This window comes from Qipengyuania gelatinilytica (genome assembly GCF_019711315.1).
Taxonomy (GTDB): Bacteria; Pseudomonadota; Alphaproteobacteria; order Sphingomonadales; family Sphingomonadaceae; genus Qipengyuania; species Qipengyuania gelatinilytica.
The window spans coordinates 1,120,146-1,134,887 of the sequence record NZ_CP081294.1 but is presented as its reverse complement, the minus strand read 5'-3'; the positions used below and the strand labels follow the sequence as shown (position 1 = coordinate 1,134,887).

14 protein-coding genes and 1 rRNA gene are annotated in these 14,742 nt (G+C 62.1%); 10 read left to right on the top strand and 5 right to left on the bottom strand.

Annotated features, from left to right (window positions below; all coding sequences use genetic code 11):
- Positions 1-31: 31 nt before the first annotated feature.
- The 4 genes from K3136_RS05630 to K3136_RS05615 all read left to right on the top strand — a co-directional run bounded on the left by K3136_RS05630 (position 32) and on the right by K3136_RS05615 (position 3,578).
- A complete protein-coding gene (locus K3136_RS05630; protein WP_221431896.1) occupies positions 32-271 on the top strand; it encodes a FeoA family protein in 240 nt (79 codons plus the stop codon).
- Positions 268-2,115 (top strand): ferrous iron transporter B, encoded by a 1,848-nt coding sequence (gene feoB, locus K3136_RS05625; RefSeq protein ID WP_221431895.1) that lies wholly within the window; start codon positions 268-270, stop codon positions 2,113-2,115. The genes K3136_RS05630 and feoB overlap by 4 nt, the downstream gene beginning before the upstream one ends.
- 93 nt (positions 2,116-2,208) lie before the next feature.
- The gene (gene ssb, locus K3136_RS05620; protein ID WP_221431894.1) at positions 2,209-2,742 is read left to right on the top strand and encodes a single-stranded DNA-binding protein; all 534 of its coding nucleotides are present in this window, start codon (positions 2,209-2,211) and stop codon (positions 2,740-2,742) included.
- A 23-nt stretch (positions 2,743-2,765) separates the two neighbouring features.
- The gene (locus tag K3136_RS05615) at positions 2,766-3,578 is read left to right on the top strand and encodes a hypothetical protein (protein ID WP_221431893.1); all 813 of its coding nucleotides are present in this window, start codon (positions 2,766-2,768) and stop codon (positions 3,576-3,578) included.
- A 1-nt stretch (position 3,579) separates the two neighbouring features.
- Here the strand turns inward: K3136_RS05615 and K3136_RS05610 are convergent, their stop codons facing one another.
- Entirely contained in the window at positions 3,580-4,113 is a 534-nt protein-coding gene (locus tag K3136_RS05610) for a YceD family protein (protein WP_221431892.1), read from the bottom strand.
- Positions 4,110-4,628 carry a ubiquinol-cytochrome C chaperone family protein gene (locus K3136_RS05605; RefSeq protein ID WP_221431891.1) on the bottom strand — a complete coding sequence of 173 codons (519 nt, stop codon included), beginning with the start codon at positions 4,626-4,628 and terminating at the stop codon, positions 4,110-4,112. Before K3136_RS05605 ends, K3136_RS05610 begins: the two co-directional genes overlap by 4 nt.
- Before the next feature lie 174 nt (positions 4,629-4,802).
- Between K3136_RS05605 and K3136_RS05600 the strand changes: the two genes are divergently transcribed.
- Genes K3136_RS05600 through K3136_RS05580 form a run of 5 tightly spaced genes read left to right on the top strand, consistent with a single transcriptional unit; the run spans position 4,803 to position 7,934 of the window.
- Entirely contained in the window at positions 4,803-5,267 is a 465-nt protein-coding gene (locus K3136_RS05600; protein WP_221431890.1) for an outer membrane protein assembly factor BamE, read from the top strand.
- A gap of 53 nt (positions 5,268-5,320) precedes the next feature.
- Positions 5,321-5,881 carry an ATP-dependent protease subunit HslV gene (hslV, locus tag K3136_RS05595; protein WP_282100037.1) on the top strand — a complete coding sequence of 187 codons (561 nt, stop codon included), beginning with the start codon at positions 5,321-5,323 and terminating at the stop codon, positions 5,879-5,881.
- Between the two features lie 8 nt (positions 5,882-5,889).
- The gene (hslU, locus tag K3136_RS05590; protein WP_221431889.1) at positions 5,890-7,188 is read left to right on the top strand and encodes an ATP-dependent protease ATPase subunit HslU; all 1,299 of its coding nucleotides are present in this window, start codon (positions 5,890-5,892) and stop codon (positions 7,186-7,188) included.
- Positions 7,189-7,593: an ACT domain-containing protein gene (locus K3136_RS05585; protein WP_221431888.1), complete on the top strand. Its 405-nt coding sequence runs from the start codon at positions 7,189-7,191 to the stop codon at positions 7,591-7,593. It begins immediately after the preceding gene.
- 2 nt (positions 7,594-7,595) lie between these two features.
- Positions 7,596-7,934, top strand: a complete 339-nt coding sequence (locus tag K3136_RS05580) for a hypothetical protein (RefSeq protein WP_221431887.1) — start codon at positions 7,596-7,598, stop codon at positions 7,932-7,934.
- Here the strand turns inward: K3136_RS05580 and K3136_RS05575 are convergent, their stop codons facing one another.
- From K3136_RS05575 to K3136_RS05565, 3 genes are all read right to left on the bottom strand, one after another.
- The gene (locus tag K3136_RS05575) at positions 7,935-9,440 is read right to left on the bottom strand and encodes a SulP family inorganic anion transporter (protein ID WP_221431886.1); all 1,506 of its coding nucleotides are present in this window, start codon (positions 9,438-9,440) and stop codon (positions 7,935-7,937) included. It lies immediately after the preceding gene.
- 103 nt (positions 9,441-9,543) lie between these two features.
- Positions 9,544-11,364 carry an ABCB family ABC transporter ATP-binding protein/permease gene (locus tag K3136_RS05570; RefSeq protein WP_221431885.1) on the bottom strand — a complete coding sequence of 607 codons (1,821 nt, stop codon included), beginning with the start codon at positions 11,362-11,364 and terminating at the stop codon, positions 9,544-9,546.
- A gap of 38 nt (positions 11,365-11,402) precedes the next feature.
- On the bottom strand, positions 11,403-12,395 hold the full coding sequence (locus tag K3136_RS05565) for an aspartyl protease family protein (RefSeq protein WP_221431884.1): 993 nt from the start codon (positions 12,393-12,395) through the stop codon (positions 11,403-11,405).
- A 768-nt stretch (positions 12,396-13,163) separates the two neighbouring features.
- On the opposite strand from K3136_RS05565, the gene K3136_RS05560 reads away from it, so the two are divergent.
- Positions 13,164-14,652, top strand: a 16S ribosomal RNA gene (locus K3136_RS05560).
- Positions 14,653-14,742 lie beyond the last annotated feature (90 nt).

Sequence of the window (14,742 nt, the reverse complement as noted above, 5' to 3'; positions counted from 1 at the left end):
ATAAGCCTGCCGATCTGACAGGGCGGGCGGCATGACACTGGACGGTTTCGACAGCGGGCGCACTGCGCGCATTACATCCGTAAACTGGGCGATTCTTGCCGAAGACGAGGGCAAGAGGCTTCAGGCCCTTGGCGTCGACGAAGGCGCGGAAGTCGCCATCGTCCACCGCGGCGTGTTCGGAACGCGCGATCCCCTCGCCCTGCGCATCGGTAACATGACCATTGCCATCCGCCGCGCCCACGCTGCGGCGATCGAGGTGGAAGCCGCATGAGCAGGAAGCACACTGTCGCGCTCGTCGGAAATCCGAATTCGGGCAAGTCCGCGCTGTTCAACGCGCTGACCGGCGCGCGCCAGAAGATCGCCAATTATGCCGGCGTCACCGTAGAGCGCAAAGCGGGCCGCCTGACGCTGCCGAGCGGTGAACCGGTCGAATTGCTCGACCTGCCCGGCGCCTACAGCTTCGATGCGGCCAGCCCGGACGAAGCGGTCACGCGCGACGTGGTGAAGGGCACGTTCGAGGGCGAGGTCGTCCCCGACGTCCTCATCCTCGTGCTCGATGCTGCGAACCTGGAACAGCATCTCGTTTTTGCGCAGGAAGTGCTCGAGCTCGGCCGCCCAACAATCGTCGCGCTCAACATGGTCGATCTTGCCGAACGCGACGGTCTGACGCTCGATCCCGAAGCTCTGTCCGAGGCGCTCGGCGTTCCAGTCATCCCGACCGTTGCCGTACGCCGGCGCGGGATCACCGAACTGGCGGCAGCGGTGGCCGAGGCCGAGACGCATGCCGACGAGGAAGCGCACAAGCGCTGGCACCTGACGCTGCCCGAACGTCGCCTGTCGGCCAAGCACATGGCGCGCGCCGCGATCCTCTCGAAATCGACCCGCCACACGATCGAGAACGGGGTCGACAGGATTCTGCTCAATCCGTGGATCGGTCCGGTGATCCTGTTCGGCCTGCTCTTCGTGATTTTTCAGGCAGTCTTCGCCTGGGCGACACCCTTTGCCGATGCGCTCGAAGGTGGGGTCGGCGTCCTTTCTGCCGGAGTGACCGATACGATGGCACCCGGTATTTTCCGGGACTTCCTGACCGAAGGCGTGCTCGCAGGCGTCGGTTCGGTCGTCGTCTTCCTGCCGCAGATCGTGATCCTGTTCGCCTTCATCCTCGTGATGGAAGCAAGCGGCTACATGGCGCGTGCGGCATTCCTGATGGACCGGCTGATGGCGGGCGTCGGCCTGTCGGGCAAAAGCTTCATCCCGCTGCTGTCGAGCTTCGCCTGCGCCATTCCGGGCATCATGGCGACGCGCAGTATTGCCGATCCCAAGGACCGGCTGACCACGATCCTGATCGCCCCGCTCATGACCTGTTCGGCGCGCCTGCCGGTTTATGCCGTCATCATTTCGGCAGTCATTCCCGAAACCACCGTCGGTGCTGGTGTCGGCCTGCAGGGGCTGGTGCTTTTCGCGCTGTACGTGGCGGGTATCGTCGGCGCGATGATTGTCGCGCTGGTGCTTCGCCGCACCGTGACCAAGGGCGCTGCGTCGGGCTTCATCATGGAGCTGCCGCGCTACCAGCTGCCGCGCATCAAGGACCTCGCTATCGGCCTTTGGCAGCGCGCGTGGGTCTTCCTGCGCCGCGCGGGCACCATCATCTTCGTCGCGACGATCGCGCTTTGGGTCCTGCTTAGCTTCCCCAAGGCGGACGAAGGCGAGAGTCAGCTCGATGCCAGCTATGCCGGCGCAGTCGCAGACACGATCCATCCGGTCCTCGAGCCGGTCGGTTTCAACCGCGAAATGAGCCTCGCGCTGGTCCCCGCGATCGCCGCGCGCGAAGTGGCGGTTTCGGCGCTCGCGACCACCTATGCGATCAATGCAGAGGACGAGGATCTCGCGGCACAGGGTGTGACCGAGAGGATTGCCGCCCTGTGGACGCTGCCCATGGCGCTGGCTTTCCTCGCGTGGTTCGTCTTTGCCCCGCAGTGCCTGTCGACCATTGCCGTTGCCCGGCGCGAGACAAACGGGTGGAAATGGCCCATCGTGATGGTGGTCTACCTCTTCGCGCTGGCATGGATCGCCGCGGGCGCGACCTACTGGATCGCGGTGAGCCTCGGACTTTAGCTCCGCTCCGGTGGAAACGGAGCACGCGCCCCTAGAACCGACTCGCGCGGGTCGTTAGGCCCGCCTGTAACAAATTCACGAAGGGACGAATCGATGGCCGGTAGCCTCAACAAAGTCATGCTGATCGGAAACCTGGGCGCAGACCCGGAAATCCGCAGCTTCCCCAATGGCGGCAAGGTCGCCAACCTGCGTATCGCCACGAGCGAGCAGTGGAAGGACCGCAACACCGGCGAACGCCAGGAACGGACCGAGTGGCACACTGTCTCGATCTTTTCCGAAGGCCTGATCAACGTGGTCGAACGCTTCCTGCGCAAGGGATCGAAGGTCTTCGTCGAAGGCCAGCTCCAGACGCGCAAGTGGCAGGACCAGCAGGGCAATGACCGCTATTCGACCGAAGTCGTGCTGCGTGGCTTCAACGGCACGCTGACCATGCTCGACGGCCCCGGTGGCGGTCAGGGCGGCGGCTCTGGTGGCGGTTCGGGCGGTGGCTTCGGCGGCGGCCAGGGCGGTGGCGGCTATGGCGGCGGCCAGGCTGGCGGCGGCTTCGGTGGCGGCCAGTCGGGTGGCAACAACAACCAGGGCGGCGGCTCGAACTACGACGATCTCGACGACGACATTCCGTTCTGATCGTGATGCGCCCCGTTTCCCCCGTGATCGCCCTCCTGGCAGGTCTGTCGGCCTGCTCGGGGGCAGCATCTGAACCCTACGAATATGAAATCGTGGAGCTTCCCGGGGGCGGGGCCGATATCGACAATCCGCGGGCACCCTACGATGCCCTGCGCGACCTTGCGCAGGAACGCGCTGCCGAGGAAGCGGGCGACAGCGAAAATGCCTATCGCGATGCGACCTATTTCGGCGCCGATGCCGACAGCCTTCTCGCCTATGCGATCACACCTTCGAAGGGCGTTTTCTACTACCTGCCTCCCGGTCCCTACCCGAGAGAAGGCAATGTCATGCTGGCGCTACCGGAAGTGGTGCCGGTCTGTCGGTTCGTGGTCGAATGGGCCCAGGTGCCGGGCGCACCCTTGATCGGCAGCATGGAAGACATCGATCTCGTGTCGAAGGACTGCGTTCCATTCGAGGCGTCCGACTATCCGCTTGATCCAGTCGATAAGGACAGCACTCTTACCCTGATCGAGGCGGAACCGGTGGAGGGAAAACGCGTCAGCGTAGCTGTCTCCGCCTCGCGGAATTCACGTTTCGACGATGTGCGTGCGTTGTCGCTGGCCGCCGAGGCAGGTGGAGCGCAGCTGGGCCAGTCCGTCCCCCTCAACGCCAATGGCAACACACTGCTGGCCGGCATTTCGGATCAAGGAGATGTCTCGCTACTGATCGAAAGCAGGCGCCTGAAGCGCGGGCAGCGCTGCATCGTCTCGGGACTTGAATGGTCCGATCTTGGCGACACTACCCTGCGCATCGCTGCCGAGCGAAGCTGCGAAGCGGCCGCCAAGGCCCGCAAGTAACCTACTTCTTCAGTCCCCTGAGAGCCTCCGCCAACGGTCCGCTGGGCTTGCGGTCCTCGTCGCTCTCGATTCCCGCTTCTTCGCGCCGTTCGTCGGCATCGGGGCCTTCGCGATAGGGGTCGATGGCCAGGCCCAGTTCCTGCGCGATGGCTTCGCCGAGGTCGAAGGCCTCGCCTTCATATTCGATCTCGTCGAGATCTTCCTCGGTCAGCTCGAACTCCTCGTCTTCCTCGTAGTCGCCCAAGCCTCCTGCAGGCACAAAGCGGAGCGAGAAAGCCTCCGACACATCGTAGGTGAAATCTTCGCGGGTCACGGCACAGGGCTGTTCGAGCGTTGCCGCCAGCTTGCCGTCTGCCAGCACGGCCCCGTCCTTCTCGCCGAATTCGACTTCTGCAGTGAGGGCGTGAATCGCCGTAATGCCGAAGCGTTTGGCGAGCGCGGCGCGCTCTGCCTGGTTCGCCTCGACGGTCATCGTGCCGGCGGGCAGCGCGCGGGGCTTGATCAGGCGGACGAGTTCGTTCGTGTCGGTGCTCATGCGGCAAGCTCCCCTGCGCGCAGCTGATCTGCAGACGTACGGTCGAAGCGCTTGTGCAATCGAATCATGCGTTCGGCCAGCGCTTCGGCCTCGTCTTCCTGCGACATGGTGACATTGCGGCGCAGGGCTTCTGCAAGCTCTGCCCGGTCTTCCTTTGCCAGCGCCTGACGGTAGCTGCCGAGGCGGCCACCCATGCTGCTCATCAGGTTGCCAATCTTCTTGCCGACCGTGGGATCGCCGATGCCCGCTTCGCGCAGCTGGCCTTCCATATCCTCGACGAACAATTCGGTGACGAGCGCGGCATGGGGTGCCAGTTCTTCTTCCCTCTCCATCCGCAGCATCGTCAGGCTGAGGACGAGGGTGATCATGTCGAAGCGCCCTTCTACCGTGTCGGCCACGCCGCACATCCGGTACCAGTCGGGCTCGCGCGCCTGTTCGACGATCGTGTGCCACAGCGGGCGCCACTGTTCGCGCGGGTCGGGCTGGGTGCCGAAAAGGCGGGCGAAAAAGGGCATGTCGGCAAATCTTCCTGTTGGCTCGTTCAGCGGCAATTCAAGCCGCCATCCCCACCGCTCACGCATTGCCAAGTTGCATGCACGCGCGAGGCCGTTTAGGGCGTCGGTCGCGCATATAGGGTGCAAGGCCGCACAGGCCAAGCATGCCGGAGATACGGAGTTGAAGCAGTTCCCATGAGGGTCACCAAAATCCTTGCAATTTCGGTACTGGCTACGGCCGCTTTCGGCACAGCCGCATGCTCCTCCATCCGCGAACCGCGCGGCTATGTCGTCGACAATGCGCTGGTGAACACCGTCCAGCCGGGCATCGACAACCAGCGCAGTGTCGAAATGACGCTGGGCCGTCCGACCTTCACCAGCCAGTTCGGCGAACCGACCTGGTATTACGTGTCGTCGACCACGGGCCGTAAGCCCTTCGTGCGTCCTCGCGTGGAACAGCACCAGGTCCTCGCCGTGAAGTTCGACGCGGCCGGCAATGTCGTTGCAGCCGACCGCAGCGGTATCGACCAGGTCGTCTATCTCACGCCCGATGGCGACGAAACGCCGACCTTGGGCCGCGAGCGTACCTTCCTGCAGGACCTGTTCGGCAATATCGGCACGGTCAGCCAGGGCCTGCCGGGCGGCGGCGGACCGCAGTAGTCATTTGACCGCTCCGGCTTGACCCCCCTGCTGCGCACCCCATATCGCGCAGCATGAGTGATCAGGACAATCGCCACGGGCTGACCCAGTGGCACGGAACCACCATCATCGGAGTGCGCAAGGGCGATCGCATCGTCGTTGCCGGAGACGGACAGGTCTCCATGGGCAATACGGTGATGAAGCCCAATGCCCGCAAGGTTCGCCGCATCGGCGAAGGCGAGAAGGTCGTGGCAGGCTTTGCCGGCGCGACCGCCGACGCCTTCACCCTGTTCGAGAGGCTGGAAAAGAAGCTCGAGCAGTATAACGGCCAGCTGCTGCGCGCCGCGGTCGAGCTGACCAAGGACTGGCGCACGGACAAGTACCTGCGCAATCTCGAAGCGCTGATGATCGTGGCGGACAAGGACAACCTCCTCGTCCTCACCGGCAATGGCGACGTGCTGGAACCGGAAGGCGGGATCACCGCCATCGGCTCTGGCGGCAATTACGCACTCGCCGCAGCCAAGGCTATCGCCGAATATGAAGACGACCCCGAAGTGATTGCACGCAAGGCGATGCAGGTCGCCGCGGATATCTGCGTCTTCACCAATGGCAATGTGACCCTCGAAGAGGTCTGAGAACTACCATGGACAATTTGACCCCCAAGGCGATCGTCGCCGCGCTCGACGAGCACATCATCGGGCAGAAGGACGCCAAGCGCGCTGTCGCCGTGGCGCTGCGCAATCGCTGGCGTCGCCAGCGTCTCGACCGCGACCTGCGCGACGAGGTGACGCCCAAGAACATCCTGATGATCGGCCCCACCGGCTGCGGCAAGACCGAGATCAGCCGCCGGCTGGCGAAGCTTGCCGAGGCCCCCTTCGTGAAGGTCGAAGCGACCAAGTTCACCGAGGTCGGCTATGTCGGCCGCGATGTCGAACAGATCGCCCGCGACCTTGCCGAAGAAGCGATCCGGCTGGAAAAGGAACGCCGCCGCGAGGCTGTGCGCGAAACCGCCAGCGAAGCTGCGATGGAGCGGCTTCTCAACGCGCTCGTCGGCGAGAACGCCAGCGAGGCCACGCGCGAGGCTTTCCGTGAACGCATCGTCCAGAACGCGATGAACGACACCGAGGTCGAGATCGAGGTAAAGGACCAGCCGCAGGGCAACATGGAAATCCCGGGCATGCCCGCCAATGTCGGCATGATCGACCTGTCCGACATGCTCGGCAAGGCGATGGGCAAGTCGAACCTCAAGCGCCGCAAGCTGAAAGTCCCCGACGCGTGGGACCGGCTGGTGGAGGAAGAGGCCGAAAAGCGCATGGACCAGGATGACGTGAACCGCGTCGCGCTGGAAAATGCAGAGACCAATGGCATTGTCTTCCTCGACGAGATCGACAAGATTGCCGTGAGCGATGTGCGCGGCGGTTCGGTCAGCCGCGAAGGTGTGCAGCGCGACCTGCTGCCGCTTATCGAAGGCACGACTGTCGCTACCAAATACGGTCCGATGAAGACCGATCACGTCCTCTTCATTGCTTCGGGTGCGTTCCACGTCGCCAAGCCATCGGACATGCTGCCCGAACTGCAGGGCCGCCTTCCGATCCGTGTCGAGCTGCGTGCGCTGACCGAGGAAGACTTCGTGCGCATCCTCACCGAAACCCGCGCCAACCTCGTCCAGCAGTACAAGGCGCTGATCGGGACCGAGGAAGTCACGCTCGACATTACCGATGATGCGATCGCCGAAGTTGCGAAGATCGCCGCGCGGGTGAACGAGAGCGTCGAGAACATCGGCGCCCGCCGCCTGCAGACGGTGATGGAGCGCCTGCTCGAAGACATCAGTTTCGAGGCCGAGGAGCACAAGGGCGAGACCATCACGGTCGACGCCGCCTATGTGCGCGAGCGGCTCGACGATCTGTCGGGCGACACCGACCTCAGCAAGTACATCCTCTAGATGAGCGAGCCGGTGCGCGACCGTGAGGCGATGATAGCCGCCATGGAGCCCCGGCTCGATACGCAAGCGTGGCGCTTCGTCCTCGTCAGTCCCGACAATGCGCCGCAGCTATTGGGTGCAGCCATCGGGACTTTTCGCGAGGACGAGGGCGTCACGGCGATCGTCCCTTCGGACCTCGCCGATGAACTCGGCATAGTGGGGCCGGACTTCGCACGCATCACGCTGATGGTTCTCTCGGACCTCGAAGGCGCGGGCTTGACGGCCGCCGTCGCGAGCGCGCTCGCCGAGGCGGGGATCGCCTGCAACATGGTCGCGGCCTTTCATCACGACCATGCCTTCGTGCCAGCGGCGAAGTGCGACGAGGCTCTCCGGATCCTGCAAGAACTGCAGTCATCGCATCGCTGAGGATGGCAGGCGACTTTCAGAAGCTGCGGAAAAGGGTCGATCGCGACCTCACGAACAACAATCGTCCCTGGTCGATTTTCATTCCATTCCTGGCTGGAATTTTCACCGCGCTGATCTTGGGCTCGAACTCGGACGAGCGGATCTGGGCGATAGCAATCATCCAGCTCATGCTTTCGCCATGGTACCTTTTCGTCGGTTGGCGTGGCTATCGCCTGATGAAGGCTGCCAGCCTGCTGTCCGCAAGACAATACGAGCAGAAGTGGCGGCACAAGCTCCCGCCGGAGTATTCCGACAGCGAGAGTGCCGCCACCGCCAAATGGCGCAGGCGCAGGAAACGCTGATCAGGGGTGCGGTGCCAGTCCGATCTCCACGCCGGTCTTGTCGGTCAGCGCGAACTTGTCGACGAGGTCAGAGCTTGCCCGGTTCAATCCGCGCACCTGCACGCTGCGGCCGTTGCGGCGCATGCGTTCGACGACCTTGTCGAGTGCTCCGATCGCGCTGATGTCCCAGAAATGGGCCTTGCGCACGTCGATGATCACGTGGTCTGCCGGATCGGGCATGGTGCTTTCAGGGCCTAGTGCAGCCTCGAAACGCTCGACGCTGGCGTAGAAGATCTGGCCCTTGGCGCGGTAGATGGCGGTGTCGCCCTCTCGCTCGCGCACGACCTCGAACATGGTCATCACCTTGTGGGTGAAGAACACGCCCGACAGGATCACGCCTGCCAGCACGCCGAGTGCAAGGTTATGCGTCGCGACCACGACCACGACGGTGGTGACCATGACGACGGAGGACTGCCACGGGTGCTTGCCGATGTTGGGGATCGAGTTCCACGAGAAGGTCCCGATCGACACCATGATCATGATCGCCACCAGCGCCGGCATCGGCACCTGGCCGACGAGGTTGCCGAGAACCGCCAGAAGGATCAGGAGCGAGAGGCCTGCGGTAAAGGTCGAGAGCCTTCCGCGTCCGCCGCTGGTCACGTTGATGACCGACTGGCCGATCATTGCGCAGCCGCCCATGCCGCCGAACATGGCAGCGACGACATTCGCCACGCCCTGGCCCGCGCTTTCGCGGCGCTTGTTCGAGCCGGTGTGCGTCATGTCGTCGACGATCTGCGCGGTGAGCAGGGATTCCAGGAGGCCGACTGCCGCCATGGTCGCCGAATAGGGGGCGATGATGGCGAGCGTCTCCCACGTCAGCGGCACGTCGGGGAGCATGAAATAGGGCAGGCCCTCGGGCAGTTCGCCCATGTCGGACACGGTGTTCACCGGCGCATCGAGCCAGATGGTCAGCGCGGTGAGCACAATGATTGCGATCAGCGGGCTGGGCACGGCGGTGGTGAATTTCGGGATGATGTAGATCATCGCCAGCGCGGCAGCGACCATCGCATAAGTCATCCAGCCGATGCCTGCGGCAGTCGGGTCGAGCTGCGGCAGCTGCGCCATGAAGATGAGGATCGCGAGCGCGTTGACGAAGCCGGTGATGACCGAGCGTGACACGAACTGCATTAGCAGGTCGAGACGCAGCAGGGCGGCGATGCCCTGGAAGATACCCATCAGGATCGTTGCGGCGAAAAGGTATTCCACCCCGTGGTCGCGGACCAGTGGCACGACCACCACGGCCACCGCTGCGGTCGCAGCGCTGATCATGCCCGGACGCCCGCCCGTGAACGCGATGACCATGGCGATGGCGACCGAGGCATAGAGGCCTACACGCGGGTCAACGCCTGCGATGATCGAGAAGCCTATGGCCTCCGGGATCAGGGCGAGGGCGACGACGATCCCGGCAAGGATGTCTGCACGGATGTTGGAGAACCAGTCGCGTTTGATCGCGCCGAGGTTGGGCATGATATCTGTCCAGCTATATGATGAGGGCGCGCGTTAGCACCCGGAAGGTCTGGGCGCTACTTAACGATTGTGCAGTGCAACACAACCCGCAAGGGTGGAATTGCTACGCCCCGGCTTTCTCTGTCTCGCTGTCTTCCGACTGCTGCCGGGCCCACATCTCGGCATAGAGTTCGCCCTTGCGCAGCAATTCGGCATGCGTTCCGCTTTCCGCCAGCCGGCCGTGGTCAAGCACGAGGATGCGGTCGGCATCTGCGATGGTCGAAAGCCGGTGCGCGATAGCCAGCGTGGTCCGGTCCTCGCTCACCTTCTTCAGCGTGCGCAGGATGTCTTGCTCGGTCCGGCTGTCGAGCGCGCTGGTTGCCTCGTCGAGTACGAGGATCGGCGGGTCCTTCACCAGCGTGCGCGCGATGGCGACGCGCTGCTTCTCTCCACCCGAAAGCTTCAGGCCGCGTTCGCCGACCTCCGTCGCAAAGCCATCGGGCAGGCGTTCGATGAAGGGCATGATCGCGGCATCGTTTGCGGCCTTGGCGATGACCTCGTCGCTCGCATTCTCGCGGCCATAGGCGATGTTGTAGCCAATGGTGTCGTTGAACAGCACGCTGTCCTGCGGGACGATGCCGATATGTGCGCGCAGGCTCTCCTGCCGGACCTGGGCAATGTCCTGCCCGTCGATCAGTATGCGGCCAGATTGCGGATCGTAGAAACGGAATATCAGGCGCGCGATGGTGCTCTTGCCCGCGCCCGAGGGGCCGACGATGGCGACATGGCTGCCGGCGGGCACTTCGAAGGATAGATCGTGCAGGATCGTCCGCTCCGGTTCGTAGCCGAAAACGACATTCTCGAAAGAGAGCGACGGGCGCTTCACCACCAGTGCAGGGGCTCCGGGCATATCCTGCACTTCGACTTCCGTATCGATCAGCCGGAACATCTCGGCCATGTCGATCAGGCCTTGTCGCACCGTGCGATAGACCATCCCCAGCATGTCGAGCGGGCGGAAGAGCTGGGTGAGATAGGTGTTCACCAGCACCAGGTCGCCTGTGGTGAATTCGCCGCGGCTCCAGCCCCATACGGTGAAGGCCATAGCGCCGCCCATCAGCAGGTTCATGATTAGCGCCTGCGCGATATTGAGGAGACCGAGCGAGTTCTCGGACTTGATCGCCGCTTCGGCCCAGGCCCGCGCGGCTTCGCCATAGCGTTCCCGCTCACGCTCTTCGGCGCCGAAATATTTCACGGTCTCGTAATTGAGCAGGCTGTCGACGGAGCGGGAGAGTGTCTGCCCGTCCAATTCGTTCATCTTGCGCCGCAGATCGTTGCGCCATTCCGTGATGCGGCGCGTCACGACTATATAGGCGATGACGGTAAGGGCAGTGGCGGCAACCAGCTCCCAGCCGAAGTTCAGGTAGAAGATGACCCCCACGGCAATCAGCTCGATCGCGGTGGGGGCAATGTTGAACAGCAGGAAGTAGAGCATGACGTCGATGCTCTTGGTTCCGCGCTCGATCGTCTTCGTCATCTCGCCCGTGCGCCGCGACAGGTGGAAGCGCAGCGAGAGCTGGTGAAGGCGTGAGAACGTATCTTCGGCCAGCTGGCGTGTCGCATCCTGCCCGACGCGCTCGAAGGTGATGTTGCGCAGATTGTTGAAGATGACGCTGGCAAAGCGGCCTGCGGCGTATGCGACAACCAGCGCCAAAGCGACCATGACGCCCTCGTTGGCCGGCGTCGTCATGCTGTCGACCGCCTTCTTATAGGCAAAGGGCAGGGCGAGGATGGTCGCCTTTGCCATCAGCACGAATGCCATCGAACCGATGATGCGGCGTTTCAGCCGCGGATTGTCGCGCGGCCACATATAGGGAAGGAAGCGCCGGAGGGTGGCCCAGCCTTCGGGGTCGTGCTGGGCCTCAGCAGAAGATGTGTCAGGCGGCATGGGCCGCTATCTGGGGCGCGGGACCCGGCTAGGCAAGGTCAGGACTTTGTCCGCGTGGCCATGAAACCCGGTGCAACCAGGTCCTGGCGCCTCACCGTTCCAGGAAGGTCGAACAGGACTCGCCGCGAGGCGAAGTCGATCGCGACCCGTTCGAACATCCTCAGATTGCCCATGCCGAGGATTAGGGCAGGTCGGTCCGACAGGCCGAGCGCTTCGATGGCGGGACTGTCGGCAAATCCGATCGGGACATTGGTCAGTTCCATGTCCCCGATGACCAGCCTTCGCGCCATGGCAAGTTCGCTTTCGACAATGGCTCCATTTACGTCCGTTGCGGTGAGCGTCTCGCGCGCGCGCGCGCGCAGGCGATTGAGAAGGGCCAGGTTGCCGAGCGAATTCTGCGCTCCGGTATCGATAATGACTGCGGTGCGGACGCCATTGAGCCGGGCATCGGTGATGATCATCTGTCCGAGCCGTTGGCGCGCCCGCACCACGATCTCGTATCCCGTGCTCCCGCGAGAGCTGCGGGCATCGGCGATCGACATGCTGTCTTCGCGGAAATCGATCAGCACGCGCAGGTCCTGGAGGCTGTCGAGACCAAGGATGCCGTCTGCGCCTATATTCTTGCGTTCGAGCAGCGGGGCAGTGATTCCGCTGAAGCTGCGATCTGCGAATTCGAGCTGGTCGATGTCGATCGTGTCGACGATCTCGCTCGACCCCATTGCAACGAGGCGTGCCCGGCCGGTCGGCACGAGTTCGAGCTCATCGGTCACCTTGCGCGTCACCACGGTCGCCTGCGCGCCCGTGTCTATGAAGAAGCGATAGGGACCCTTGCCGGAAATCGTGACCGGGACCGTCATGCGCTCGTAGCGGTCCTGATCGAACCCTACGTCGATGATGTCGCTGTCGGTGCCCGCCTCGTCCTGTGATGCGATAGCCTGTTCCGCTTCGCCTTTATCCTGGACGGTGGGCGGGACCGGCGTGTTGCCGCACAACAGCAAACCCGCTGCAACGAGAAGGGAGCGCTCGATCATATTGTCTCTCCGCTGGGCCAGCTCGCAAAGGCCGGCCTCTATAGGGAGCCATACCACAAGGCCGCGCGCCTCCCGAATCCACCCGCAGAGTCGTCTCGGGCACTCATCAGACCCGAATCCTTGAGTCGGATTCGGCCCTGAATCGGTGAATCGGAGTGAATCGCGACCCCCCCGACCCGCGATTCATCTTTTTTTTCGAGTCACGAGGGGGCTGAATCGGCATTTTTGGGGCCTTCAAAGCCCGATTTGCCCCCCGAGGCTTGAAACCGCCCGGGATGGCCCCATCTAGAGGTCACCGGAAAATGGCGGTGAAACGGCGGAATTCTGCGGTTTTCGAAAAAAGTTCAAAAAACTTTCGAAAAGTGTGTTGACCGAATCCAACATCACCCCTAGATGGCCCTCACCGACGCGGCGCTGGCGGCTTCCACCGCCCACCGCAACGGTCGCCAACATAGAGAGACAGCCGGTCCCCCCGGTATCAATCGGGGGAACAAAAGCTGTCCCCTCTAACATTGTTGAGCGGTTCTTTGACATTGTTAGTTTTTGATGAAGGGACATGTGGGCGACGGCGCCCGGTCCGGGGACCTCAAGGCTCCGAGTACCGGTTATTTCAAGCCGATTGCCACATCCTTCCAGGCTCCACAGTCTGGTTGTGATGATGCATGTTCATTCGTATCCATTACGTTTGACAGTGCAGGTATCGGCTCCTTGAAGCTCATGCCTAGCGGGTCGGCGATCTTCGGATCGTGCCTGCTTAGTATGTGACACAAACTTGAGAGTTTGATCCTGGCTCAGAACGAACGCTGGCGGCATGCCTAACACATGCAAGTCGAACGAACCCTTCGGGGTTAGTGGCGCACGGGTGCGTAACGCGTGGGAACCTGCCTTTAGGTTCGGAATAACTCAGAGAAATTTGAGCTAATACCGGATAATGTCTTCGGACCAAAGATTTATCGCCTTTAGATGGGCCCGCGTTAGATTAGATAGTTGGTGGGGTAATGGCCTACCAAGTCGACGATCTATAGCTGGTCTGAGAGGATGATCAGCCACACTGGGACTGAGACACGGCCCAGACTCCTACGGGAGGCAGCAGTGGGGAATATTGGACAATGGGCGAAAGCCTGATCCAGCAATGCCGCGTGAGTGATGAAGGCCTTAGGGTTGTAAAGCTCTTTTACCAGGGATGATAATGACAGTACCTGGAGAATAAGCTCCGGCTAACTCCGTGCCAGCAGCCGCGGTAATACGGAGGGAGCTAGCGTTGTTCGGAATTACTGGGCGTAAAGCGCGCGTAGGCGGCGATCCAAGTCAGGGGTGAAATCCCGGGGCTCAACCCCGGAACTGCCCTTGAAACTAGGTTGCTAGAATACTGGAGAGGTGAGTGGAATTCCGAGTGTAGAGGTGAAATTCGTAGATATTCGGAAGAACACCAGTGGCGAAGGCGACTCACTGGACAGTTATTGACGCTGAGGTGCGAAAGCGTGGGGAGCAAACAGGATTAGATACCCTGGTAGTCCACGCCGTAAACGATGATAACTAGCTGTCCGGGCTCATAGAGCTTGGGTGGCGCAGCTAACGCATTAAGTTATCCGCCTGGGGAGTACGGTCGCAAGATTAAAACTCAAAGGAATTGACGGGGGCCTGCACAAGCGGTGGAGCATGTGGTTTAATTCGAAGCAACGCGCAGAACCTTACCAGCCTTTGACATCCTAGGACGGTTTCTGGAGACAGATTCCTTCCCTTCGGGGACCTAGTGACAGGTGCTGCATGGCTGTCGTCAGCTCGTGTCGTGAGATGTTGGGTTAAGTCCCGCAACGAGCGCAACCCTCATCCTTAGTTGCCATCATTTAGTTGGGCACTTTAAGGAAACTGCCGGTGATAAGCCGGAGGAAGGTGGGGATGACGTCAAGTCCTCATGGCCCTTACAGGCTGGGCTACACACGTGCTACAATGGTATCTACAGTGAGCAGCGATCCCGCGAGGGTTAGCTAATCTCCAAAAGATATCTCAGTTCGGATTGTTCTCTGCAACTCGAGAGCATGAAGGCGGAATCGCTAGTAATCGCGGATCAGCATGCCGCGGTGAATACGTTCCCAGGCCTTGTACACACCGCCCGTCACACCATGGGAGTTGGATTCACCCGAAGGTGGTGCGCTAACCAGTTTACTGGAGGCAGCCAACCACGGTGGGTTCAGCGACTGGGGTGAAGTCGTAACAAGGTAGCCGTAGGGGAACCTGCGGCTGGATCACCTCCTTTCTAAGGATTGTCACGAAAGCGTCCGGCCTCGCGCTGGAAAGTGCTTCGTGATTTCCAAAGAACACTGCCGTCGTCCTCATGTCCTTTCAT